Below are 22,037 nucleotides of genomic sequence, written 5' to 3' on the forward strand. Positions count from 1 at the left end.
GCTGTTTCAGAACTGCAGGGACTTGGTCTGGAGGTACTCCGCCAGGCCGTGGGGGCCCAGCTCGCGGCCGACGCCCGACTGCTTGTGGCCGCCGAAGGGCGCGAGGATGTTGTAGCGGCCGCCGTTGATGTCCACCTGGCCGGTGTCCATGCGGCGCGCGAAGGCCGCGGCCGTCTCCTCGTCCGCGGCCCAGACGGCGCCGCCCAGGCCGTAGACGGTGCCGTTGGCGATGCGCAGGGCCTCCTCCTCGTCCTCGTACGCCAGGATCGACAGCACCGGGCCGAAGATCTCCTCCTGGGCGATGGTCATGCCGGGGGTCACGTCGGCGAACACGGTCGGGGCGACGAAGTACCCGTGCTCGTACGGCGCGTCCGGCCCGCCGGCGACCAGGCGCGCGCCCTCCTCGACGCCCTTGGCGATGAAGCCGCGGACGCGCTGGTGCTGCTTGGCGTTGACGACGGGGCCGACGCGGGTGCCCGCTGTGCGGGGGTCGCCGACGGGGTGGTCGGCGACGGCGGCGACCGCGAGCGAGACGGCCTCCTCGTACTGGTCGCGGTGGACCAGCATCCGGGTGAGTGCGTTGCAGCGCTGGCCGGTGTTGTTCATGACGTGGCCGACGCCCGCGGCGACGGCCTTGGGCAGGTCGGCGCCGGGCAGGATGACGTTGGCCGACTTGCCGCCCAGTTCGAGTGCGACGCGCTTGATCGCGGCGCCGGCGGTGGCTCCGACCTGCTTGCCGACGGCGGTCGAGCCGGTGAAGGAGACGAAGTCGACTCCCTCGTGGGCGGCCAGGGCCTGGCCCGCGACCGGTCCGGTTCCGGTCACCAGGTTGAAGACCCCGGCCGGGATCCCCGCCTCGTGCACGGCTTCGGCGAAGAGCTGTGCGGTCAGCGGGGTGTCCTCCGCCGGCTTGAGGACGAGGGTGCAGCCGGCGGCGAGAGCGGGTGCCACCTTTGCAACGACCTGGTACAGCGGATAGTTCCAGGGCGTGATGGCTCCGACCACACCCACCGGCTCCATCAGGACGGTGGAGTTCCCGATGCGCTCCTCGAAGGCGTACGAGGCGGCGAGCTCGACGTAGGAGGAGACCACGGCGATGGACGAGCCGACGTGGACCGCCTTGGCGAAGCCGAGGGGGGCGCCCAGTTCGGCGGTGACGGTGTCCGTCAGCTCGCCCTTGCGGGCCTGCAGTGCGTCGCGGAGCGCGCCGATCAGGGCGGCCCGCTCGGCCGGCGGGGTGGCCGCCCAGCCGGGCAGGGCCGCGCGGGCCGCGCGTACGGCCGCGTCCACGTCCTCCTCGGTGCCGGCCGGGACCTGGGCGATGACCTGGCCGTCGGCGGGGTTGACCACGTCGATCCGGTCGGTTCCGACGGCGGGGCGCCAGGCACCGTCGATGTACATCCCGTCCTGGGCCTTCATGGCATTCCTCCCGAGTACGCACGTGCGTGTGGATCCGACCTCCCCGCCACCCTACAAACCGGCGCCGGCAGGTTTCCCGGGCCGGGGGCGGAGGGGCTTCAGATGATGCCGAAAAGCATCCCTGCCGCGAGGACGGCGAGCGAGGTGAGGGCCGCCCACTTCACGGTGAAGCGGGTGTGGTCGCCGAACTCGACCCTGGCCATCCCGACGAGGACGTATACGGCCGGAACCAGCGGGCTCGACATGTGCAGCGCCTGGCCGACGAGGGAGGCGCGGGCGATCTCCAGCGGGGAGACCCCGTGGGCGGCGCCGGCTTCGGCCAGGACGGGCAGGACCCCGAAGTAGAAGCCGTCGTTCGACATGAAGTAGGTGAGCGGCAGGCTCAGCAGGCCGGTGACCAGTGCCATGTGCGGGCCCATGCCCTCGGGGATGGCCCCGACCAGCCAGTCGGCCATGTCCTTGACCATGCCGGTGCCGGTGAGGACCCCGGTGAAGACGGCGGCGGCGAAGACCATGCCGGCGACGTTCAAGACGTTGTCGGCGTGGGCGGCGAGCCTGGCCTTCTGGTCGGGCATGTGCGGGAAGTTGACCGTGAGGGCGAGGGCGGCGCCGAGCAGGAACAGCACCGGGATGGGCAGCAGCTCCGTGATCATCGCGGTGAGGAGGGCGAGGGTGAGACCGGCGTTGAACCAGTAGAGGCGGGGGCGCAGGGTGGGCCGGTGGGGGTCGAGGCCCTGGAATCCCTCCTCGGGCCCGACCGCGGAGGCCGGAGCGGGCCTCGAACCGGCGCCGGAAGGGGCACCGGCGACGGGCGCGGGGGTGGCGGCGTCGCGGACCGTCTTGGCGGTGCGGGCCGTCTCGGCGGTACCGGCGGCGACGGTCCCGACCAGCTCCTCCTCGATGTCCTCGATGTTCTCGACCTCCTCGACGTCGTCGGCCGTCTCCGGGACCGGAAGGGCCAGCATTCCGACGCGGCGGCGTTCCCTCAGGCCCAGGAAGTACGCCAGGGCGAACACGAAGAGCAGGCCCACCGCGAGGGCCGGGATCATCGGGACGAAGATGTCGGCGGCGTCGAGCTTGAGGGCGGTCGCGGCGCGGGCGGTGGGGCCGCCCCAGGGCAGGGTGTTCATCACGCCGTTGGCGGTGGCCGCGACTCCTGTCATGACGACCAGGCTGAGGCCGAGCCGCTTGTAGAGCGGGTACATGGCGGAGACCGTGATCATGAAGGTGGTCGATCCGTCGCCGTCGAGGGAGACGATCGCGGCGAGAACGGCCGTGCCGACCACGACGCGCACCGGGTCGGCCTTGCAGAAGCGCAGGATGCCCCGGACGATCGGGTCGAAGAGGCCGACGTCGATCATCAGGCCGAAGTAGACGATGGCGAACATCAGCATGGCGGCGGTCGGTGCGAGCTTGCCGACGCCTTCGATGACGTAGTCGCCGAGGTGGGCGCCCTTTCCTGCGAACACGCAGAACAGTGCGGGGATGAGGACGAGCGCCGCGATGGGCGACATTTTCTTCATCATGATCAGGACCAGGAAGGTCGCGATCATGGCGAAGCCGAGGAAGGTCAGCATGGGGGGAAGGTAGGTGCCGCCTCCTTGGGCCAACAAGACGTCGACGCGTGAGCAATACGAGCAAAACCCCAGCTCAGGGCAGGGGTGTCAGCTCGACGGGGAAGGCGTTGAGCACGGCCGTGCCGGAGAGCCGGTCGATGCGGGTACCGTCCAGGAGCTGGTTGACGTTGGCTCCGGGCGTGGCGGACGCCACGCCGAGGCGGGCTCCGGCGCGGTCGTGGCCCCAGCCGTGCGGCAGGCTCACCACTCCTGTGCGTACGGCGTCGGTGACCTCGACGGGGACCTCCAGGCTCCCGCCGTCGGCGGCGATCCTGGCCCGTCCCCCGTCGGTGAGGCCCAGCCGGGCGGCGTCCTGCGGGTGGACGTGGAGGGTGCAGCGGTTGAAACCTCCGGTGAGGGCCGGGACGTTGTGCAACCAGCTGTTGTTGGAGCGCAGGTGGCGGCGGCCCACGAGCACCAGGGCGGCGGGGCGGTCGGCGAGCGTCACGCGGAGGGCGGGAAGCTCGGCCGCTATGGGATCGGGCAGCAGCTCGATCCTGCCGCTGCGCGTCCTCAGCACCTGCTGGAGCCGGGGCCGCAGCGGGCCCAGGTCGATGCCGTGCGGCGCGTTCAACAGGTCTTCCAGGCCCAGGTCGTAGGGTCCCAGACGCAGCATCAGGTCGAGGCGCCGCTCGGGGCCGGTGCGGCCCGTCAGGCGGAGCGCGAGCGCGGACGGGTCGGCGCCGTGCAGCGGCGAGTGCGCATCGGTGACGGCCCGGGCGAGGGTGTCGTCGATGACGCGCTCGTCGACGGCCGCGGGCGGGGCTCCGTGCAGGCCTGACACGGCGAGGATCAGGCGGGCGTGGATCTCGCACTCGTCCATCCGCCCTTCCTCCAGGGGGACGGCGGGACGTGAGTAGCGGGCCTGGTTGTGCACGGCGAAGGCGTTGAACGCGAAGTCGAAGTGCGCGCTCTGCGCGGGCGGCGGCGGGGGCAGTACGACGTGGGCGTGGCGGGAGGTCTCGTTCAGGTACGGGTCGACCGAGACCATGAAGTCGAGGCCGGCCAGCGCCCGGTCGAGGCGGTCGCCGTCGGGTGCGGAGAGGACGGGGTTGGCTGCGATGGCGATCAGGGCGCGGATCCGCCCCTCTCCCGGCGTCTCGATCTCCTCGGCCAGGGCGGCGATGGGCAGTTCGCTCTTGGCCTCGGGGTGGCCGCTGACCCGGCTGTGCCAGCGGCCGACCGTGAAGCCCTTGCCGGGGCCGGCGGGCCGGGGCGCGCGGTCGGTGGCGGAGAGCGGGAAGAGGGCTCCGCCGGGCCGGTCGAGGTTGCCGGTGAGGACGTTCAGTACGTCGACGAGCCAGCTGGCCAGCGTGCCGTGCTCGACGGTGCAGCTGCCGATCCGTCCGTAGACGGCGGCGGCGGGTGCGGCGGCGAGTTCCCGGGCGAGGCTTCGGATCTCGTCGGCCGTGAGGTCGCAGGCGGGTGCGACGGCCTCAGGAGTGAAACTCCCGAGGGCGGCGCCGAGTTCCCCGATCCCCTCGACGTGTTCCTCCAGTCCGCCGGGGGCGGCGAGCCGCTCGGCGAGCAGGGTGTGCGCGAGCGCGGCGAGCAGGAGCACGTCGCTGCCGGGACGCGGAGCGAGATGCCGGTCGGCGAGGGCGGCCGTGCGGGTGCGGCGCGGGTCGACGACGACGAGGGTGCCGCCGCGGGCGCGCAGGGCCTTGAGCCGGCCGGGGAAGTCGGGGGCCGTGCAGAGGGAGCCGTTGGACTCGACCGGGTTGGCGCCGAGAAGCAGCAGGAAGTCCGTCCGGTCGAGGTCGGGGACCGGGATGGCCAGGGGGTCGCCGAAGAGGAGTCCGCTGGAGACGTGTTTGGGCATCTGGTCGAGCGTGCTGGCGGTGAAGAGGTTGCGGGTCCCGAGGGCCTTGAGGAGGAGCGGCGGGTAGAGGGCGCCGGCCATGGTGTGCACGTTCGGGTTGCCGAGGACGACGCCGGCGGACTGGGGCCCGTACTCCCGGACCAGGCCGGGCACGGCCTCGGCGATGGCGTCGTAGGCCTCCTCCCAGGTCGCTTCCCGCAGCCGGCCGTCGCGGCGGACGAGGGGGGTGCGCAGACGGTCGGGGTCGGCGTCGATCTGCCCGAAGGCGGCGCCCTTGGGGCAGATGAAGCCGCGGCTGAAGACGTCGTCGCGGTCGCCGCGGGCGCCCGTGACGGTGGTGCCCTCGATGGTGAGGGTGAGGCCGCAGGTGGCTTCGCAGAGGGGGCAGATGCGCAGGGCGGTGCGGGGCATGGGCCCTCCAGGGCGGCGGCAGGCGGCGGCACGGGCATGCGGGGAAGCCTGAGCATACCGACCGGTAGGCACGGTGGCGAGAGCGTTCACGGTGGCGGTACGCGGCGCGCCAGGCCTGCGCCCGGGCGCAGCGGGAGGGCTCCGGCAGGGGCGGACACCCCTGAGGGCTGTCCCGTGATCCCCCGCGGGCGCGCGGCGCCGGCTACGGCGCCTCGCCGCGTTGTCGCAAAGCGCCCGCAGACGCCCAGTATGGGGACGCTCCTCCGCCTTGCGATGCACCGCATCCGACACCGCGCGCCGATTCGCCAGGGATTACGGGACCGCCCTCAGTCCAGCACGCGGGCCAGGTAGGCGTGCATCATCGCGCGGGTCTCGGCCACGATCCCGGGGTCTCCGGCCGGGTCGGTGCGGAAGGCCAGTTGGATCAGCGCGTCGGTGGCTTCGACCGCGACGAGGACGGCGCGCTCCAGTGCGGCGTCGGGGGTCAGGCCCAGGTGCGCGGAGAGGAGTTCGGTCAGGCGGGCGGCGACCTGGTGGTTGGGGTCGCTTTCAGGGTCGTCGGCCGGCGGCGCGGGCACGCCGAAGTCGACGAGCGCGAAACCGGGCACACCGCGCTTCATCGCCAGGTACTCGTCCAGTACGGCGTCCACCACCGGCCGCCAGTGGGTGGCGGGGAGGGCGGCGAGGCGGTTGGCGATGCCGTCGGCGTAGCGGTCGAGGTTGCGGTGGGCGAGGGCGGTGGCCATGGCCCGCTTGTTGCCGAAGAAACGGTAGACGGAGCCGATCGGTACGCCGGCGCGCTGGGCGACGGCGCGGGTGCTGAGGTTCTCGTACCCGGTTTCGTCGAGCAGTTCGGCGCAGGCGTCGAGGATCCGGGCGAGCCGGTCGGCGCTGCGCTGCTGGATCGGCGTACGGCGCAGGGAGTGGGCGGGAGGCACGGGGTCCATCATGCCGCTCCTCGCTCGCGGGTAGGGCGGGGGCCTCAGTTCAGCAGGAGGCTGAGGCCCCCGATCGTGTAAGTGATCATCAGAGCGAGCAGGGGCAGCTGCCCGGCGACCGCTTTCGCGGGCGGGAAGAGGCGCACGGAACGGTCGTGGGCCGCGACGACACCGAGGACGTGGCCGGTGACGACGGCGATGACCTGGAGGGCGGCGAGGCCGCCGGGGCCCAGTGGTGGAGCGGGTTCGGGAGCGTTGTCAGTGCCGAGTGCCATGCTTACCGTGCGTGGTCCTTCGACTACAAGGAGGGAGAAGTAGTGGGCGATGAGATAGCCGAGGGCGATCGGGACGAGTGAGTGCGCGAAGGCGGTCAGCGGGCCGGGGTGCGGGCCGCTGACGAGGCGGGTGGCCGCGGCGCACAGGCAGTAGAGGGTGGCGACGAGGGCGATGGAGCCGAGCAGTCCGAGTGTGGCCGTGGGGGTGCGGCCGAGGGGGGAGGTCTGAAGGGCGTTGATCCAGGAGGGGTTGTCGGAGAAGCCGTCGTAGGCGGTGGACCCGAGGAGGACGCAGACGGTGGCGACGAGACCGGGCCGCTCGGGCGTCGCGTCGAGTCCGTGGAAGGGGTTGCGCAGGACGAGGCGGCCGTCGCTGCGGCGGCCGAGGGGGGAGAGACGGGCGAAGAGGGCGGAGTACACCTCGAAGGCGTCGCCGGCGGCGAACCAGCTCTCGCCGTAGCGGGCGGCGAACAGCAGCTGGGAGGTGGTGTAGGTGGCGAGCGCGATCAGGAGGGCGGTGCTGGATGCGGGATCGGGTGAGACCAGTTCGAGCCAGGTGAAGGCGGACAGTCCGGCGGCGGCGGGCCACAGCCCCAGCCGGGCGGGGAGGGGGTGGTGGCCGGTGACGGGGCGGCGCAGGGCCCTGGTGAGCAGGCGGTGCAGGGTGCGGAGCGGGTTGAGCAGGCGCCAGACGGGGCCTAGGAGAAGGGAGGCGGGCACGAGTCCGACCCAGAGGAGGACGTAGACGGCGCCGGGAGCGGGGTTGTGCGCGGGGTCGTCGGGACCGAGGAGGAGGTGGAACAGGACGAGGAGCGCGGCGGTGAGTCCCAGCCCGCGCAGGGCGGTTCGGGTGGCCGGCGCGTCGGCCACCCGCTGGAGGGCGGCGGGCAGGGCGAGGCCCGAGTCCTCTCCGCGGAAGCGGGAGGTGGACCAGAGCAGGCCGAGCGCGAGGAAGGAGACGAACAAGGCGGCGAATGCGCCGGCGAATGCGTAGAAGGGAGAGATCGGCAGATCGTGCTGGGAGCCGATTCCGTGCGCGAGCGCGGTGAGCGGTTCGGCCGGGTGAAGGACCACGCCCTGGCCGTGGCCGTCACCGCCGGCGACCGGAAGCGTCCCCGGCCCGAGCGGGCCCGCGCTCACCGTCGGACCGCCCGCCACACCAAGCCGCCGCCCTCGGAGCGGTCGTGCGCCCCGGGCTCGGGCCCGAGCCCGGGTGGCACGGCCGGCCCGCAGGCGGGATGCGCGGCCGGACCTGGGCCTCGGCTCTGCCCCTGGGCCGACACCCGCGGCCACTGGGCCGGCGCGAGGTCGGGGGCGAGGTCGGGGGCGGGGGCGGGGGCGGGGGCCTCCGCGGCGTCGGGGGTGGGGACGGGGTCGGGTGCGCGGTCAGGGTCGGGCGTACGGTCAGCGGGGGCCGCCGCGGCGTCGGGGGCGGTCATCGGACGAGGAGTTGGGTCAGGACGAGCCGGGACTCGTGGGTCTCGACCTCGAAGAGGCCCGTGCGGTCGGCCGTCAGGGTCAGGGTGGCCTCCTGGCCTGCGGGCAGGGCGAGTTCCTTGTCATAGCCGTGGACGTGCAAGGTGTCCGCGCGGTCGCTGGTGACGCGCAGGGCGACGCCTTCGCCGCGCCGCAGCTCGGTGCGGGCCGGGGCGGGGCTGACCTTGCCGTCCCGGACGGTGATGACAACCGTGCGGTCCGCCTGCTCCTGGCCCGGCGCCGGGGGTTGGGTGGACGGGGAGTCGCCGTGGCCGTGCCCTCCGGACCGGCCCGGTGCGGGGGCGGTGAGCTGCGCCGAGCCCTCGACGGGCTTGCCGGACACCGCCCAGGCGGTGTGGTCGTCGGCGTAGAGGCGGACGGTCAGGGTGTGCGCGCCCTCGGGCACCTGTGCTGCGGGCAGGTGGAACCAGGGGCCGTACACCCGGGCGATTTTGCGTCCGTCGAGTTCCAGGTGGGCGTGTCCGGCGCCCGGGAGGGCGGCTCCGCCGGTGCTGTCGGGTGTGAAACGGAAGTTCTTCACGCCCAGTTGGAGGTTCCAGCCGTCTTCGGAGTCGGGGCGGACGGACAGTTGGACTTCCGGGGCCCCCTCGGCGGGGACCTCGCGAAGCTTGTGGCCTGCCGCGTCGGCGGCGGGGAGCAGGGTGCCGACACTGCCGGAGGCCTGCTCGTGGCTGGTCCCGGGTTTGTGGTGGGTGGTGGCCCGCCCGCCGCAGCCCGTCGCCGCGCCGCCGGCGAGGAGCAGGGCGAGGGCGAGCAGGGCCGCGCGGCGGGCGGTTCGGGGGTACGTCGCCTCGCGGGCCGCGCGCGGCGGCGTCCCGCCGGCGTCGCCCCGGATCCGGTCCTCCGGCCGGCCGGTCATGCCTGGCCCGGCGTACCGGATCCGGCTCTCCTGCCGGCCGGTCATGCCTGGCCTCCGGCGGCCTGGGGCGGCTGGTTGGATCCGGCGGGCTGGGGGGCTTGTGGGGGTGCCTCGGTCGTCCGGGGGGCGTTCGGCTCTTGTGACGGCTGGGGTCGGCGGCGGGAGGGGGCGGGGCCGGTCGGGGTCGGGGCGCGGTCGCCCGCGGGGTCGTCGCCGGCCGGGCCTTCGGGGCGGGCGGGGGTCGGGCCGGGGCGGGCGGAGGCAACGACCGCCCACAGGATCCAGACCACGGCCACCAGGGATCGCACCCAGGCGGGGCTCAGGGGGGTCCACGGGATCATCAGGACCGCCTTGTCGAAGGCGTCCAGGAGGGTCAGTCCGGCCAGCAGCAGGGTCAGGCGGGCCAGCCAGGGGCGGGTGGGGCGCAGCACCAGGCCGGCTCCGGCCCACCACAGGCCGAGCAGCAGGAGGGCGAGTGCGGGGACGGGGGTGGCGGTCAGGGGTGTGGTGGAGCCGGCCACGTCCAGGGCCAGGCCCGCCAGTCCGGCCAGTGCGGCGGCCGTGCCCAGGCGGGAGCCGCGCAGGCGGCGCCACCACAGGACCCCGCCGACCAGGAGCAGCACCGCGGCCACGGCGAGTGCGAGCTGGGTCTCGACGCGTTCCAGGCCGCGCGCGCCGTACCAGTCGCAGCCGGCCGGGAGTTTGCGCGCCTGGACGCTGTAGTCCGCGCAGACCAGGAGCTGGACCAGCTTGACGGGCTCGCCGGCGAGGCGGGCCGAGGCGCCCGAGACGGCGCCGCGCTGTTCGCCGCAGCGCGGGAGGGTGCCCGGGGTGGAGCCGTCGGGTCCGTCCTGCCAGCAGTTGCCCCTGCCCTGGCCGTCCCACCAGACGTCCATGCCGTTGGGGCGGGAGGCGCCGGACCTGTCCTTGCCGAGCACGTTGCCGGCGTACCGGTTGTGGTGGGAGGTGTCGGTCTGCTTCGACCAGGCCTCCTCGCCGCGGATGAAGGCGGGGACGGCGCTGAGGAAGAAGCCGGCGCGGTCGTGCCCGTAGACCCAGTTGTCCTCGTAGAGGTTCCAGTTTCCGCCGGCGGTGATGATGCCGGTGCCGGGCGGCATGGAGATCTGCGGGCAGACGACCCCGCGCTCGTACCCGCGCTCGATGGGCGGCTTGGCGCAGGTTCCGTCGGCTACGTGGCGGTAGTAGTCCTGGTTGTTGTCGTGGATGAGGTTGCGTTCGAACTTGGCGTGGTTCTGCGGGAGTCCGGGGTGTCCGGGGAAGGCGCTGTCCATCGAGGCGCCGCCCATGTTGTGGTCGAACTCGTTGTCGTGCACCCAGACCGAGTCGCCCGCCGTGCCGGAGTAGCCGACCATGTTGTGGTGGCTGCGGCAGCCGGTGATCTCGATGGAGTAGCGGGGGACCTCGTAGCCGCGGCCGTCGTTGATGTCGGACGCGCTGCCGGGGTAGATGCCCGAGTCGCCGTTCCCGTAGGACTCGCAGTTCTTGTAGAGCCCGTGGTCGCTGGCGAAGGTCAGGAAGCCGTATTCGTCGTTCCAGCGGGTGAGCACGTCGTCGATGACGAAGCCGTCGGCGGCGAGGACGTACAGCGAGTTGAAGGTGGTGCGCTGGGCGGTGAAGTTGCGGAAGTAGACGCCGTCGGACTTGTCGGCGCGGATGGCGTTGAGCTTCTGGTACTTGGCGTCGATGACCACGTCGAGCCGGGACGCGCCGGTGCCCTCGATCTGCAGGTTCTTCTTGCCGAGTATGGCGACGAGGTTCTGGTTGTGGCGGCACCGCACCTGCTGCTCGTAGGTCAGGATCTGGTAGCCGAGTGCGGAGTCGGGTGCCTTGAGCGCGGCGCACTCCCCCGCCGGTGCGGGCAGTGAGGGCTCCTCCTCGTAGAGGCCGGGGAGGATCGCGATGTTCATTCCGGGGCGGTCGACGGCGTCGACGGCTTCCTGGAGGTGCCGGTAGCCGCTCTTCTCGCACCGCTCGTACAGGGCGAGGTTGCGGGTCCTGAGGTCTTCGGGGAAGGCGGATATCCGGCGTTCGAAGGCGGGCCGGTCCGTCTTGCAGACGATGAGGTCGGGGTCGGCCTTGCGGTACTCCGGGACGGATCCGGAGCCGTCCGGGAAGGTGACCGGGCGCTCTTCGTGTGCGCGGGCGGCGGGCGCGGCGGCGAAGAGGGACAGGAGCGCGATGAGGGCGGCGAGGAGCGCCGCCGGCACGGCAGGGAACCTGCGGGTCCACGACATGCGCGTGAGAGTAGAGCAATGTTCATCTTTTGTGAGCCCCCTCGGAGTGAATCCGAGTGGATCCGCACCCTCGATTCCCCGAAGGGCGCCGTTGACGTGCGGGCCGCGGAATCCTACTGTCGACCATAGGATTCCTTCGACGGAGCGGGAGCAGCACATGAGCGAGCAGGCCGACAGCGCGCGGGCCGGCGGCGAGCAGGCCAGGAAGACGGCCGAGGCACTGGAGTACCTCACCGGCTTCGGCAACGAACACAGCTCCGAAGCCGTCCCCGGCGCACTGCCGCTCGGCCGGAACTCGCCCCAGCGCGCGCCCCTCGGCCTCTACGCCGAGCAGCTCAGCGGCAGCGCCTTCACCGAGCCCCGCAGCCACAACCGCCGCTCCTGGCTCTACCGGATCCGCCCCTCGGCCGCGCACCCGCCCTTCACGCGCGTCGACAACGGCGCCCTGCGCACCGCGCCCTTCACCGAGGTGCCCGCGGACCCGAACCGGCTGCGCTGGAACCCGCTGCCCGACCCGGCCCCCGGCACCGACTTCCTCGCCGGCCTGTGGACCCTCGGCGGCAACGGCGACGCGACCCAGCGCTCCGGCATGGCCGTCCACCTCTACGCCGCCAACACCTCCATGACCGACCGGGTGTTCAGCGACTCCGACGGCGAGCTGCTGATCGTCCCCGAGCGCGGCGGCCTGCTCCTGCGCACCGAGATGGGCCTGCTCAGCGCCCGCCCGGGCGAGGTGGCGCTGATCCCGCGCGGCGTCCGCTTCCGCGTCGAGCTGCTGGACACCGACGCCCGCGGCTACGTCTGCGAGAACTACGGCCAGCCCTTCGAACTGCCCGACCTCGGCCCGATCGGCGCCAACGGCCTCGCCGCGGCGCGGGACTTCCGCGCTCCGGTGGCCGCCTACGAGGACGTCGAGCGCCCCACCGAAGTGATCAACAAGTTCTGCGGCAACCTCTGGTCGGCCACCTACGGCCACTCGCCGCTCGACGTGGTCGCCTGGTACGGCACGCACGTCCCGTACGTCTACGACCTGCGCCGCTTCAACGTCCTGGGCACGATCAGCTACGACCACCCGGACCCGTCGATCTTCACCGTCCTGACCTCGCCCTCGGACACCCCGGGCCTGGCGGGCGTGGACTTCGTGGTGTTCGCGCCGCGCTGGCTGGTCGGCGAGGACACCTTCCGTCCGCCGTACTTCCACCGCAACGTGATGAGCGAGTACATGGGCCTCATCGAGGGCGCCTACGACGCCAAGGCGGAGGGCTTCGTCCCCGGCGGCGGCTCGCTCCACAACATGATGTCCGCACACGGCCCGGACCGGGAGACCTTCGACCGGGCCAGCGCCGCCGAGCTGAAGCCGCAGAAGATCGACGACGGCCTGGCCTTCATGTTCGAGACCCGCTGGCCGATCACCGCCACCGCCCAGGCGGCCGGCGCGGACCACCTCCAGCGCGGTTACGACGACGTATGGCAGGGTCTGCAGCGCCACTTCCGCGCCTGACGGGCACTGCGTACCCTGCATCCGCCGCACGTCAGCACCGTGCAACCGTGCAGCCGTCCAGCCGTCCAGCGCCACCCGTCAGCCGTCAGCCGTTCGGAGATCCACCCGTGACCGCCTTCGCCCCCGACTCGCTGGTTCTGAACCGGAAGCTTCCGCTCTGGTACCAGGTCTCGCAGTCACTGCGCGCCTCGATACTGGGGCGGACCCCGGACTCCTCCCTGCGCCTGCCCACCGAGGAGCAGCTCGCCGAGCACTACGGGGTGAGCGTGCTGACCATGCGGCAGGCGCTCAAGGAGCTGGAGGGCGAGGGGCTGATCAGCCGGCACCGGCGGCGGGGCACCTTCATCGAGCCGGGCGCGCTGCGCAGCACCCCGGTGCGGCTGCTGGGCTCGGTCGACGCGATCGTGGCCCAGCAGTCGGGTGACAGCACGACCGTCCTCGGCCACGGGCGCACGCCCGTGGCCGGGGAGCTGCTGGAGCACTTCCCCGGGACCCCCGAGGTGGTCACGTACCGGCGTCTGCGGCGCGACCGCGAGAGCGGCGAGCCGACCAACTGGGCGGAGAACGCGGTACTGCCCGAGTTCGCCGACGCCGTCGACCTCGCCGACCTTGAGCGCTGGCCGATGACGAAGGTGCTGCGGGACGTCGTCGGGGTGCGCATCAGCCGCATCACGGACACCGTGGAGGCCCGGCTCGCGGACCCGGAGACGGCCGAACTGCTCCAGGTCCCGCTCCTCAGCCCGATCCTGCACTACACGGGCGTGACCTACGACGAGGACGGCCGGGTGGTGGACGTGGCCAGGATCCGCTACCGGGGCGACCGGTTCTCCTTCACGGTGACGGTCGACGCGCACTGACGGCGCCGCGCCGGCAGCGCCCGTCGCCGGTCGACCGCCGACCGCGTCACTTCTTCTCGTCGTCGGCGGTCCGCTCGCCCTCCGCCTGGGACGGCGTCGTCCGCGTCGTCTGGGGGTGGAGCTGCTTGCGCTGGGCCTCGTCCATGTCCTCGTCGAGGCGTTCTCCTTCGGCCTGCGAGGGAGTCGAGTACTCGTCGTACTGGCTCATGACCGCCTCCTCGGTCGATACCGTACGTATCCGTACATAAGCAGCGTAGCTCTTCGGCCTGGACCCGGCCCGGGCGCCGAAGCCCGTCGTTACCATCGGCGGCGTGAGCGCTGACACACCGCAGCCGGACCCGCTGCTGGACGAGCTGATGCCCTGGGCCGTGGGCGGCCTGCGCCTGGGCCGGGACTGGGTGGCCTCGCCCGACCCCGCGGCCCTGCGCACCCGCTGGGCTGTTCTGGCGGGCGCCGAGGGCGCCGAGCGGGACCGGCTGTTCCGCCCGAGCCGCAGCCGCACGCCCACCGCGTCCGCCGCCGCGCTGCCCGGTCAGCGATCGGCGGGTACGGCCGGGTTCGCCGATGCCCCCGGCCCCTGCCCCGACCCCGTACGGGTGCTGCGCGAGCCCTTCGACGAGCAGTGGCTGCTGCCCGACCAGCGGCTGATCGACACCGCCCGCCCGGAGCTCTGGCGGGTCCTGGACGAGCACCAGCTGATCCTCGTCGGGTCCCCGGAGCCGCTGGCCACCGCCTACCTCCCGGCCGGGCGGCTCGGCCCGATCCGCCCCCTGTACCGGCGCCCGGGCGGCTCCGAGCCCAACCTCGCGCCCGGCCTGCCGGCGCTGCTGGACGGGCTGCACGGCGGCCCGGTGGCTCCGCGGGACGTGCTGTGCTGGATCCTGGCGGCCGGCCGGCCGGGCCCGCGGGGGTACGAGGTGCCGCTCGCCGCCGATTCGGGGAGGTGGCGGGCCGGGCTGGAGCTGGGCCGGCGGCTGCTCACCGTCCAGTTGCGCGGGGCGCGCGGCGGCGAGGCGCCCCGGCTCCCCGGCGGGCGCCGCCCGTACGTCCGCTCCGCGGTCGGGGCGTGGCCGGGCGGGCTGTCGTACGACGCGGAGACCGAGACGCTGGCGGTGGGCGCCGGGACCGTCTCCCCGGTGCCGGCCTCGGCGTGGGAGTACGAGGTGCGGGGCGTGCGCGTGCTGGAGAGCTGGTTCGCGGCGCGTACGGCGCACCGCGGACCGGAGGCGGACGGCCTGGCGGCGCTGGGCCCCGCCGCGTGGCCGCAGAGCTGGACCTCGGAGCTGCTCGCGCTGGTGACCACGCTGGCGCTGCTGGCCGAGCTGGCCCCGGAGCGGGCCGCGTTCGAGCCCGGGCCGGGCCTGTCGGCCGCCGAGCTGCGGGCGGCCGGGGTGCTGCCGGCTCCGGCGTGGAGCCGGCGTCCGGCCTCGGTGCTGGACCACCAGGAGGAGGGCCCGGGCGGCCAGTTCGCCCTGCTCTGACCGGCCGGCCGCCCCGGCGCCCGCCCGTGGGGCGGTGGCGGACGCCCCGGGTTCCGCCCCGGCCGCCGGACCCCGCCTAGGGCGTGTATCGAGTTGCCCCGTGGAGCAAGGAGCGGCGTTCGGTGCGTGCCGGGCGTCGCGACGCCGCGGGGCAACTCGACACAGGCCCTAGGGCCCCCAGGCGCCCAGGAGTCGGGACACCGAGCGGTCGAAGACCGCGCCCATGTCCAGGCCCGCGCCGGGGACCGGGCCGGTGCCCGAGACGGCCGCCGCCAGCCGCGGGTACTCCCCCGAGGCCAGGCGGGAGCCGAGCCAGGCCGTCCGTACACCCTGCTCCTCCTCCTCGCTCCAGGGCAGCGCGCGGGCCCGCTCGGCCAGGGCCAGCTCACCGGCCACATACGTCGCGACGGTGCCGTTCACGGCGGCCACGAGTTCCAGCTTCTCGGCGTCGGGGACGTCCAGCGGGGCCAGGCACTCCAGGCTGTGCTCCAGGTAGCGAAGGGCGTTCGGGCTGAAGCCGTACACGGGGCTCAGCAGGCGCGGCAGCCACGGGTGCCGGTGCATCAGCGCCCGCGTCTGGCGGGCGAGGGCCAGCAGGTCGGCCCGCCAGTCGCCGGTCGGCGCGGTGTACTCGTACTCCCCGCTGACCGCGTCGACCATCAGTTCGTAGAGCTCCTCCTTGCGCGGCACGTAGTTGTAGAGGGACATCGTGCCGGCGCCGATCCCGGCGGCGACGCGCCGCATGGACACGGCCTCGATCCCCTCCGCGTCGGCGATCCGCACGGCCTCGGCCGCGATCGACTCGCGGCTGTGCGCGGGCCTGGGGCCACGGCCGGCCCGCTGGGGGCGGGACCAGATCACTTCGGGTTCAGCGGGTCGCCCGCCGGTTGCCATAGCTCAGATCACCTCGTCGTCTCGACACCATCTTAGTTACGTACGCCGTACGTAATGAGGTACCGTGCGGACATGACTACTACGTACGCTGTACTTAGTGAGGGTCTGGAGAAGAGCTACGGGCAGGTCCGTGCCCTGCGCGGGCTCGACCTGGCCGTCCCCGAGGGCTCCGTCTGCGGCCTCCTCGGCCCCAACGGCGCGGGCAAGACCACCACCGTCCGGGTCCTGACCACCCTCACCGCACCCACCGGCGGCCGCGCGCTCGTCGCCGGCCACGACGTCGCCCGCGACCCGGCGGCGGTCCGCCGCGCGATCGGCGTGACGGGCCAGTACGCCTCCGTGGACGGCGGCCTGACGGGCCGCGAGAACCTGCGGCTGTTCGCGCGGCTCGCCGGCCTGCGCGGCTCCCGGGCCCGCTCCCGCGCCGACGGGCTGCTGGAGCGCTTCGGGCTCGGCGAGGCCGCCGACCGGATGGCATCGACCTGGTCGGGCGGCATGCGGCGGCGCCTGGACCTGGCCGCCGGCCTCGTCACCCGGCCCCGGGTGCTCTTCCTCGACGAACCCACCACCGGCCTCGACCCGGCCGCCCGCGAGCACATCTGGGCCGCGGTGCGCGCGCTCTCCCAGGAGGGCACCACGGTGCTGCTCACCACCCAGTACCTGAAGGAGGCGGACCGGCTGGCCGACGACGTCGTGGTCGTCTCCGAGGGCCGGGTCCTCGCCGGCGGCCCCCCGGCCCGCCTCAAGGCCCTGATCGGATCCCGCGCCGAGGTCGCCGTCACCGCGCGGGAACAACTCGCGGGCGCAGCCGCCGTACTGGACCGGCTCACCGGCGGCCGGCCGGTCCTCGACGAGGAACGGCTGACGGTCGGGGTGACCTTCCCCGACGGTGGGATCACCCTGCCGCGGATCATCCGCGAACTCGACACCGCCGGCGTCCCCGTCACCGACGCCCGCCTGCGCCCGCCCACCCTCGACGAGGTGTTCCTCCGCCTCACCCAGGCCCGGACCGACCGCACGGAACAGGAGTCCGCCGCATGAGCGCCCTGCTGTACGACGGCGCCGCCGTCCTCACCCGCCAGCTCCAGAAGGCCCGCCACGCACCGGCCCTGCTGATCCTCACCCAGACCATGCCGATCACGATGCTGCTGTTCTTCGGCTACGTCTTCGGCAGCGCCCTCGCCATGCCCGCCGCCGAGTACCGGGAGTTCCTGGTCCCTGGACTGCTCGCCGCCACGGCCGCGAACGGCCTGATGGCCGGCATGTTCACGGCCGCGCAGGACTCCCACCGCGGGGTGACGGACCGCTTCCGCACCCTGCCGATGAGCCGGACCGCCGTCCCGCTCGGTCAGACCGCGGCCGACCTGCTCACCACCGGCGTGTCGATGGTGCCGCTGATGCTGGTGGGAGTGGCGATGGGCTGGCGGATCGAGAACGGCCTGCCCGGCGCGCTGGCGGCCCTGGGCGTGCTGCTGCTGTTCCGCTTCGCCACCGCCTGGGTGGGCACGTACCTGGGCCTGCTGAGCCGCAGCGAGGAGGCGGCCGGCCAGCTGGGCGGCGCCACCTTCGTCCTGCCGATGCTGTCCAGCGCGTACCTGCCGACGGAAGGCCTGCCCGGGTGGCTGCGCACGATCGCCGAGTGGAACCCGATCAGCGCGGTCGCCACGGCCGTGCGCGAGCTGTGCGGGAACGCCGGGGCGCAGGCCGCCTCGGGCGCGGCCTGGCCCGTCGCGCATCCGGTGGCCGGCGCGCTGCTGTGGTCGCTGGCGCTCCTCGCGGTGTTCGTGCCGCCGGCCACGCGGAGGTTCGGGCGCGGCGGCGCCTGACGCGCCTCCCATAGGCGATCAACGGCGCATATCGTCCGCCGAGTGGTGACAGACACCCCCGCTACCCGGTAGGCAGGGCTTCATGACCACCGAACCGCTGCCCCTGGACGGCATCACCGTCGTCGCCGTCGAGCAGGCCGTATCGGCCCCTTTCGCCACCCGCCAGCTCGCCGACCTCGGCGCCCGGGTGATCAAGGTCGAGCGCCCCGACGGCGGCGACTTCGCCCGCGGCTACGACACCGCCGCGCACGGTCTCGCCTCGCACTTCGTGTGGGCCAACCGGGGCAAGGAGTCGATCGCCGTCGACCTGAAGGACCCGCGCGGCCGTGAGGTGCTGCACGGCCTGCTGGCGGGCGCGGACGTCTTCGTACAGAACCTCGCGCAGGGGGCCGCGGCCCGCCTCGGGCTGGACTCGGCCGCGCTGTGCGCCCGCTATCCGCGGCTGGTCGCCGTGGACGTCTCGGGCTACGGCGCGCAGGGCCCGTACGCCCACAAGCGGGCCTACGACATGCTCGTGCAGTGCGAGGCGGGGCTGGTGTCGGTGACCGGCACCCCGGAGCAGCCCGTCAAGGCGGGGATCCCGGCCGCCGACATCGCGGCGGCCATGTACGCCTTCTCGGGGGTGCTCGCCGCGCTGCTGCGCCGCGGCGCGACCGGGCGCGGGGGCCGCGTGGAGGTGTCCATGCTGGACGCGCTCGCCGAGTGGATGGGGCATCCGCTGCACCACACGATGCACGGCGGTGAGCAGCCCGTGCGCACCGGCCTGGCGCACGCGGTGATCGCCCCGTACGACGCCTACGCGACGGCGGACGGGGACCGGGTGCTGCTGTCGGTGCAGAACGACCGCGAATGGCGGCGGCTGGCACAACAGGTGCTGGAACAGCCGGAGTTGGCTGATGATCCGGCGTACGCGACGAACACGGCGCGGACCGGGAACCGGGAGAAGACCGACGCGGTCGTGGCGCAGGCGCTGGGCCGGCTGGACGCGGACGAGGCGATCGGACGCCTGGAGGCGGCGGGCATCGCCTGCGCGCGGCTGAACTCGGTGGCCCAACTGGCCGGGCATCCGCAGCTCGCGGCCCGGGACCGGTGGCGGGAGGTGGGATCGCCGGCGGGTCCGCTGCGGGCCCTGCTGCCGCCGATCGGGCTGCCGGGCGGCGCGGCACCGCACATGGGTGCGGTGCCCGCGCTGGGTGAGCACACCGACGGTCTCCTGCGCGCCCTGGGGATGGCGGGCGCACGGATCTCGGAACTGCGCCGGGACGGTGTGATCGCGTAGGGCCGGGTGGCCGAGCCGGGTAGGACGAACGGCCGCGGGTGCGGGGGCTGTTACGAGCGGCGGCTGCCGAAGAGCGTGCGACGCAGACGGCGCAGCGGCGCGAAGAGCGAGACGCGCGCGCTCCGGCTCCGCAGACGGTGCGTGTGGTCGCGGGAGGTGAGCTCGCGCATCAGCAGCGTCGCCTCCGCGGCCTCCCGGTGCGGGACGGCGGGTCCGCCCAGCACGGCGAGGTGGCGGTCGAGGCGCGAGCTGGTCGCACTGCTGCCGCAGGTGATGGCAGGCACGCGAGGCGGCCTGCTGCGCATTGCTATCTGTTCCATGATCTCTCCCCACCCGTACGAGGGCACCCGGCCCGGGCAGGTTAACCCTATCGCCCCCGCGTCGCGCGCGGGTATCCCGGTGGTGTGAATTACCCCTGCGGCGACGGGGAGTTGACGATTACTCAGCGGAGTTGCCCATTACTCTCCGCACAGGAACGGGCGTGAAAATCACGCTCCGGAAGAGCGCGGCGCGAGTCTCGTCACGACAGGAGCCTCCGCGGCGCGCCCTGCGCTAACTTGGAGTGACCGGTCGATGACACATGGGCGCACAGAAGCATTCGGGGGGCTCGCGTGAGTGAGGAAGCCAACTCCGTTCGTGTCGTCTCGGGCCGTTATCGGCTGCTGGAACAGATCGGCCGCGGCGGGATGGGCGTGGTCTGGCGGGCCCGGGACGAGGTGCTGGCGCGCGACGTCGCCGTCAAGGAGGTACGCGCGCCGGCCGGGCTGGACGAAGCCGAACTCCGGCGCATGTACCGGCGGCTGGAGCGGGAGGCGTGGGCGGCCGCCAGGGTCTCGCACCGCGGGGTGGTCACGGTCTACGACGTCGCCTCCGAGGACGGCCGGCCCTGGATCGTGATGGAGCTGGTGCGCGGGCTCTCCCTGGCGGACGTGCTGGAGGCGGAGGGGCCGATGGCCCCGCAGCGCGCCGCGCACGTCGGTGAGCAGGTCCTGGCCGCGCTGCGGTCCGCGCACGAGTCGGGGGTGCTGCACCGGGACGTGAAGCCGGCCAACGTGCTGGTCTCCAACGACGGACGGGTGGTGCTCAGCGACTTCGGGATCGCGAGCCTGGAGGGCTCCTCGGCCATCACCATGACGGGCGAGGTGGTCGGCTCGCCCGAATACCTGGCACCGGAGCGGGCGTTGGGGCGCGATCCGGGCCCCGGGTCGGACCTGTGGTCGCTCGGGGCGATGCTCTACGCCTGCGTCGAGGGGGTCACCCCCTTCCGGCGGGCCACCGCCCTGGACACGCTGCGGGCGGTGGTGGACGAGGAGCCGCCCCCCGCCCGCCGGGCCGGTCCGCTGGCACCCGTACTGGAGGGGCTGCTGCGCAAGGACCCCGCGGAGCGGCTGGACGCGGCGGAGGCGGCCCGGATGCTGCGGGTGGTGGGCGCGGGCGGGGCCGTACGGGCGTCCGGCGGGCCGGTGTCGGGACCGGACACACCTACGCCGACGGGCCTCCGCGGGCACGAACCTGGCGGAGCGGGGCCGTACGGGCCGCCGGCTGCGGTACGCGGGCCGGTGCCGGCGGGCGGTACGGCGGCGTCGGCCGGGACCGGAGGCGGCCGGGGCGCGGCCGGCGGGGGCGGGGGCGCTGCCGGGCCCGTGCTCGCCGTCGCGATCGCCCTGCTGGCCGCCCTGGCCGTGCTGGGCTGGGTGCTGCTGAAGGACCTCGGGGACGGGGACGGCCGCCGCGGGAACTCGGGCGCGGCCACGACCCCGGCGACCACCGCTCCGGCCGCCACCACGGCTCCCGCGGACACGGCACCGGCGTCCGCGCCCGCGTCGCCCTCGGCCACGCCCTCCGCGGGGCAGCACGTGTCGGTGTACGTCGACGCGGTGCGCACCGCGTACACCGGGAGCTGTCCGCCGCCGGCCGGGCACGCGCCCTCCTTCACCGCGACCGTCGAGGTGGAGAGCGTCCCGGTGACCCTGGAGTACCGCTGGGCCACGCGGAGCGGGCGGACCTCCGGTGCCGGCTGGCAGTCCGTCACGTACGAGGCGGCCGGACCGAGGAGCCGGCGGCTGGAGCACACCGAGCTGACGCACGATGCGGGCACGGCCTTCGAGGACGCGGTGCGGCTGGAGGTGCGGGGACCGGCGGAGGTCGCCACCGAGTGGGTGGCGACCTCCGTGACGTGTGAGGAGGCGACCCCGACGGGCGAGGCCTCCGCCTCTCCCGGCGGGAGTCCGTCTCCGGAGCCGCCGACGGACGGTCCGTCGGCGAGCCCGGAGGACGGCGGGCCGGATCAGGCCGCGTTGGTGAGCACGGGCAGGTAGCCGCCGGACTGTCCGGCGGCCGTCGGGTGGTAGGACTCGGCGATGTTCAGCCAGTTGACGCTGTGCAGCCACGGGCTGCCGGAGCAGATCTCGTGACCGGTGAAGGTGCCGGCGACCGGGGCGAAGGCGAAGCCGTGGTCCGCGGCGCGTTTGGCGATGGCGGCGTTCAGGTGGTCGGCGGCGCCGTTGATGGCGGCGCGCTCGCCCTCGGTCAGGCCGGCGGTGCAGGTGCCGTTCAGCTTGTAGAAGCGGGGATAGCCGAGGACGACGACGCGGGCGGCGGGGGCCCGGCTGTCGATGGCGTTGTAGACCTGGTCGAGTTTGCCGGGGAGGGTGGAGTCCACGTAGGCCTTGGCCTGGTTCACGCGGTTGACACAGGTGGATTCGGACTGGAGCACACAGGTCGTCATGACGTCGGAGAATCCCGCGTCGTTGCCGCCGATGGTGATGCTGACCAGGTCGGTCCCGGAGTTGAGGGGGCCGAGCTGACCCGAGAGCACATCACCCGTACGGGCTCCGGAGCAGGCGGTGAAGGCGAAGGTCTGCGGGGAGTGGGCCGCGGCCCAGAGGGCGGGGTAGGCGCGGTTGGTGCGCTTGCAGTTTCCGCTGGCGCCGTCGTAGTTGCCGGCGCCGAGTCCGGAGGAGTACGAGTCGCCGAGGGCGACGTAGCCGAAGTCGGCCTGGGCGGCGGCCGCCTGGCCGGCGCCGAACAGGGCGGCGCTCGTGGCGAGTAGGAGGGAGGAGGTCAGGGCAGCGAGGCGCGACATCTTCATGCTCATGTGTGCGGCT

The 22,037-nt window shown here is 73.6% G+C and carries 19 protein-coding genes; 7 read left to right on the top strand and 12 right to left on the bottom strand.

Annotated features, from left to right (window positions below):
• Positions 1 to 6: 6 nt before the first annotated feature.
• From BSL84_RS07330 to BSL84_RS07365, 8 genes are all read right to left on the bottom strand, one after another.
• Entirely contained in the window at positions 7 to 1,419 is a 1,413-nt protein-coding gene (locus BSL84_RS07330) for an aldehyde dehydrogenase family protein (protein ID WP_075970032.1), read from the bottom strand.
• Positions 1,420 to 1,517: 98 nt separating this feature from the next.
• A complete protein-coding gene (locus BSL84_RS07335; RefSeq protein ID WP_075970033.1) occupies positions 1,518 to 2,996 on the bottom strand; it encodes a CitMHS family transporter in 1,479 nt (492 codons plus the stop codon).
• A 73-nt stretch (positions 2,997 to 3,069) separates the two neighbouring features.
• Complete coding sequence (locus BSL84_RS07340; RefSeq protein ID WP_075970034.1) at positions 3,070 to 5,268, bottom strand: molybdopterin-dependent oxidoreductase; 2,199 nt, start codon at positions 5,266 to 5,268, stop codon at positions 3,070 to 3,072.
• Positions 5,269 to 5,594: 326 nt separating this feature from the next.
• Positions 5,595 to 6,215 (bottom strand): TetR/AcrR family transcriptional regulator, encoded by a 621-nt coding sequence (locus BSL84_RS07345; protein ID WP_075970035.1) that lies wholly within the window; start codon positions 6,213 to 6,215, stop codon positions 5,595 to 5,597.
• 35 nt (positions 6,216 to 6,250) lie between these two features.
• Positions 6,251 to 7,555: a hypothetical protein gene (locus BSL84_RS07350; protein WP_075972006.1), complete on the bottom strand. Its 1,305-nt coding sequence runs from the start codon at positions 7,553 to 7,555 to the stop codon at positions 6,251 to 6,253.
• 62 nt (positions 7,556 to 7,617) lie between these two features.
• Positions 7,618 to 7,920: a hypothetical protein gene (locus BSL84_RS07355; RefSeq protein WP_075970036.1), complete on the bottom strand. Its 303-nt coding sequence runs from the start codon at positions 7,918 to 7,920 to the stop codon at positions 7,618 to 7,620.
• A complete protein-coding gene (locus BSL84_RS07360) occupies positions 7,917 to 8,882 on the bottom strand; it encodes a cupredoxin domain-containing protein (RefSeq protein WP_234363420.1) in 966 nt (321 codons plus the stop codon). The genes BSL84_RS07355 and BSL84_RS07360 overlap by 4 nt, the downstream gene beginning before the upstream one ends.
• Positions 8,879 to 11,092 (bottom strand): right-handed parallel beta-helix repeat-containing protein, encoded by a 2,214-nt coding sequence (locus BSL84_RS07365; protein ID WP_075970037.1) that lies wholly within the window; start codon positions 11,090 to 11,092, stop codon positions 8,879 to 8,881. The genes BSL84_RS07360 and BSL84_RS07365 overlap by 4 nt, the downstream gene beginning before the upstream one ends.
• Positions 11,093 to 11,249: 157 nt before the next feature.
• On the opposite strand from BSL84_RS07365, the gene hmgA reads away from it, so the two are divergent.
• Together hmgA and BSL84_RS07375 are read left to right on the top strand one after the other, a co-directional pair.
• Complete coding sequence (gene hmgA / locus BSL84_RS07370) at positions 11,250 to 12,593, top strand: homogentisate 1,2-dioxygenase (RefSeq protein ID WP_030030453.1); 1,344 nt, start codon at positions 11,250 to 11,252, stop codon at positions 12,591 to 12,593.
• A complete protein-coding gene (locus BSL84_RS07375; RefSeq protein WP_420711236.1) occupies positions 12,560 to 13,450 on the top strand; it encodes a GntR family transcriptional regulator in 891 nt (296 codons plus the stop codon). Before hmgA ends, BSL84_RS07375 begins: the two co-directional genes overlap by 34 nt.
• A 46-nt stretch (positions 13,451 to 13,496) precedes the next feature.
• On the opposite strand, the gene BSL84_RS36440 is transcribed toward BSL84_RS07375, so the two are convergent.
• A complete protein-coding gene (locus tag BSL84_RS36440) occupies positions 13,497 to 13,658 on the bottom strand; it encodes a hypothetical protein (RefSeq protein WP_199816379.1) in 162 nt (53 codons plus the stop codon).
• Between the two features lie 148 nt (positions 13,659 to 13,806).
• Here BSL84_RS36440 and BSL84_RS07380 point away from each other — a divergent pair, with 148 nt between their 5' ends.
• Positions 13,807 to 14,931, top strand: coding sequence for a type ISP restriction/modification enzyme (locus tag BSL84_RS07380; protein WP_159393611.1), 1,125 nt, complete (start codon positions 13,807 to 13,809; stop codon positions 14,929 to 14,931).
• 168 nt (positions 14,932 to 15,099) lie between these two features.
• On the opposite strand, the gene BSL84_RS07385 is transcribed toward BSL84_RS07380, so the two are convergent.
• On the bottom strand, positions 15,100 to 15,825 hold the full coding sequence (locus BSL84_RS07385) for a TetR/AcrR family transcriptional regulator (RefSeq protein ID WP_075970039.1): 726 nt from the start codon (positions 15,823 to 15,825) through the stop codon (positions 15,100 to 15,102).
• Between the two features lie 72 nt (positions 15,826 to 15,897).
• Here BSL84_RS07385 and BSL84_RS07390 point away from each other — a divergent pair, with 72 nt between their 5' ends.
• The 3 genes from BSL84_RS07390 (at position 15,898) to BSL84_RS07400 (ending at position 18,930) form a co-directional block, all read left to right on the top strand.
• Entirely contained in the window at positions 15,898 to 16,866 is a 969-nt protein-coding gene (locus BSL84_RS07390) for an ATP-binding cassette domain-containing protein (protein ID WP_075970040.1), read from the top strand.
• A complete protein-coding gene (locus BSL84_RS07395; RefSeq protein WP_045324294.1) occupies positions 16,863 to 17,651 on the top strand; it encodes an ABC transporter permease in 789 nt (262 codons plus the stop codon). Before BSL84_RS07390 ends, BSL84_RS07395 begins: the two co-directional genes overlap by 4 nt.
• An 82-nt stretch (positions 17,652 to 17,733) precedes the next feature.
• Positions 17,734 to 18,930 carry a CaiB/BaiF CoA transferase family protein gene (locus BSL84_RS07400; RefSeq protein ID WP_075970041.1) on the top strand — a complete coding sequence of 399 codons (1,197 nt, stop codon included), beginning with the start codon at positions 17,734 to 17,736 and terminating at the stop codon, positions 18,928 to 18,930.
• 50 nt (positions 18,931 to 18,980) lie between these two features.
• Here BSL84_RS07400 and BSL84_RS07405 read toward each other — a convergent pair whose 3' ends face one another.
• On the bottom strand, positions 18,981 to 19,250 hold the full coding sequence (locus tag BSL84_RS07405) for a hypothetical protein (protein WP_172671376.1): 270 nt from the start codon (positions 19,248 to 19,250) through the stop codon (positions 18,981 to 18,983).
• A gap of 291 nt (positions 19,251 to 19,541) precedes the next feature.
• Here BSL84_RS07405 and BSL84_RS07410 point away from each other — a divergent pair, with 291 nt between their 5' ends.
• A complete protein-coding gene (locus tag BSL84_RS07410) occupies positions 19,542 to 21,248 on the top strand; it encodes a serine/threonine-protein kinase (RefSeq protein ID WP_075970042.1) in 1,707 nt (568 codons plus the stop codon).
• Here BSL84_RS07410 and BSL84_RS07415 read toward each other — a convergent pair.
• A complete protein-coding gene (locus BSL84_RS07415; protein WP_030031904.1) occupies positions 21,218 to 22,021 on the bottom strand; it encodes an SGNH/GDSL hydrolase family protein in 804 nt (267 codons plus the stop codon). The two genes, BSL84_RS07410 and BSL84_RS07415, sit on opposite strands and share 31 nt — an antisense overlap.
• Positions 22,022 to 22,037 lie beyond the last annotated feature (16 nt).

The organism is Streptomyces sp. TN58 (assembly GCF_001941845.1).
GTDB lineage: Bacteria > Actinomycetota > Actinomycetes > Streptomycetales > Streptomycetaceae > Streptomyces.

Bases quoted from the DNA above. Each gene is read 5' to 3' on its own strand.
- BSL84_RS07330 (WP_075970032.1), bottom strand. From the start codon at position 1,419: ATGAAGGCCCAGGACGGGATGTACATCGACGGTGCCTGGCGCCCCGCC.
- BSL84_RS07335 (WP_075970033.1), bottom strand. From the start codon at position 2,996: ATGCTGACCTTCCTCGGCTTCGCCATGATCGCGACCTTCCTGGTCCTG.
- BSL84_RS07340 (WP_075970034.1), bottom strand. From the start codon at position 5,268: ATGCCCCGCACCGCCCTGCGCATCTGCCCCCTCTGCGAAGCCACCTGC.
- BSL84_RS07345 (WP_075970035.1), bottom strand. From the start codon at position 6,215: ATGGACCCCGTGCCTCCCGCCCACTCCCTGCGCCGTACGCCGATCCAG.
- BSL84_RS07355 (WP_075970036.1), bottom strand. From the start codon at position 7,920: ATGACCGCCCCCGACGCCGCGGCGGCCCCCGCTGACCGTACGCCCGAC.
- BSL84_RS07360 (WP_234363420.1), bottom strand. From the start codon at position 8,882: ATGACCGGCCGGCAGGAGAGCCGGATCCGGTACGCCGGGCCAGGCATG.
- BSL84_RS07365 (WP_075970037.1), bottom strand. From the start codon at position 11,092: ATGTCGTGGACCCGCAGGTTCCCTGCCGTGCCGGCGGCGCTCCTCGCC.
- hmgA (WP_030030453.1), top strand. From the start codon at position 11,250: ATGAGCGAGCAGGCCGACAGCGCGCGGGCCGGCGGCGAGCAGGCCAGG.
- BSL84_RS07375 (WP_420711236.1), top strand. From the start codon at position 12,560: ATGGCAGGGTCTGCAGCGCCACTTCCGCGCCTGACGGGCACTGCGTAC.
- BSL84_RS36440 (WP_199816379.1), bottom strand. From the start codon at position 13,658: ATGAGCCAGTACGACGAGTACTCGACTCCCTCGCAGGCCGAAGGAGAA.
- BSL84_RS07380 (WP_159393611.1), top strand. From the start codon at position 13,807: ATGCCCTGGGCCGTGGGCGGCCTGCGCCTGGGCCGGGACTGGGTGGCC.
- BSL84_RS07385 (WP_075970039.1), bottom strand. From the start codon at position 15,825: ATGGCAACCGGCGGGCGACCCGCTGAACCCGAAGTGATCTGGTCCCGC.
- BSL84_RS07390 (WP_075970040.1), top strand. From the start codon at position 15,898: ATGACTACTACGTACGCTGTACTTAGTGAGGGTCTGGAGAAGAGCTAC.
- BSL84_RS07395 (WP_045324294.1), top strand. From the start codon at position 16,863: ATGAGCGCCCTGCTGTACGACGGCGCCGCCGTCCTCACCCGCCAGCTC.
- BSL84_RS07400 (WP_075970041.1), top strand. From the start codon at position 17,734: ATGACCACCGAACCGCTGCCCCTGGACGGCATCACCGTCGTCGCCGTC.
- BSL84_RS07405 (WP_172671376.1), bottom strand. From the start codon at position 19,250: ATGGAACAGATAGCAATGCGCAGCAGGCCGCCTCGCGTGCCTGCCATC.
- BSL84_RS07415 (WP_030031904.1), bottom strand. From the start codon at position 22,021: ATGAAGATGTCGCGCCTCGCTGCCCTGACCTCCTCCCTCCTACTCGCC.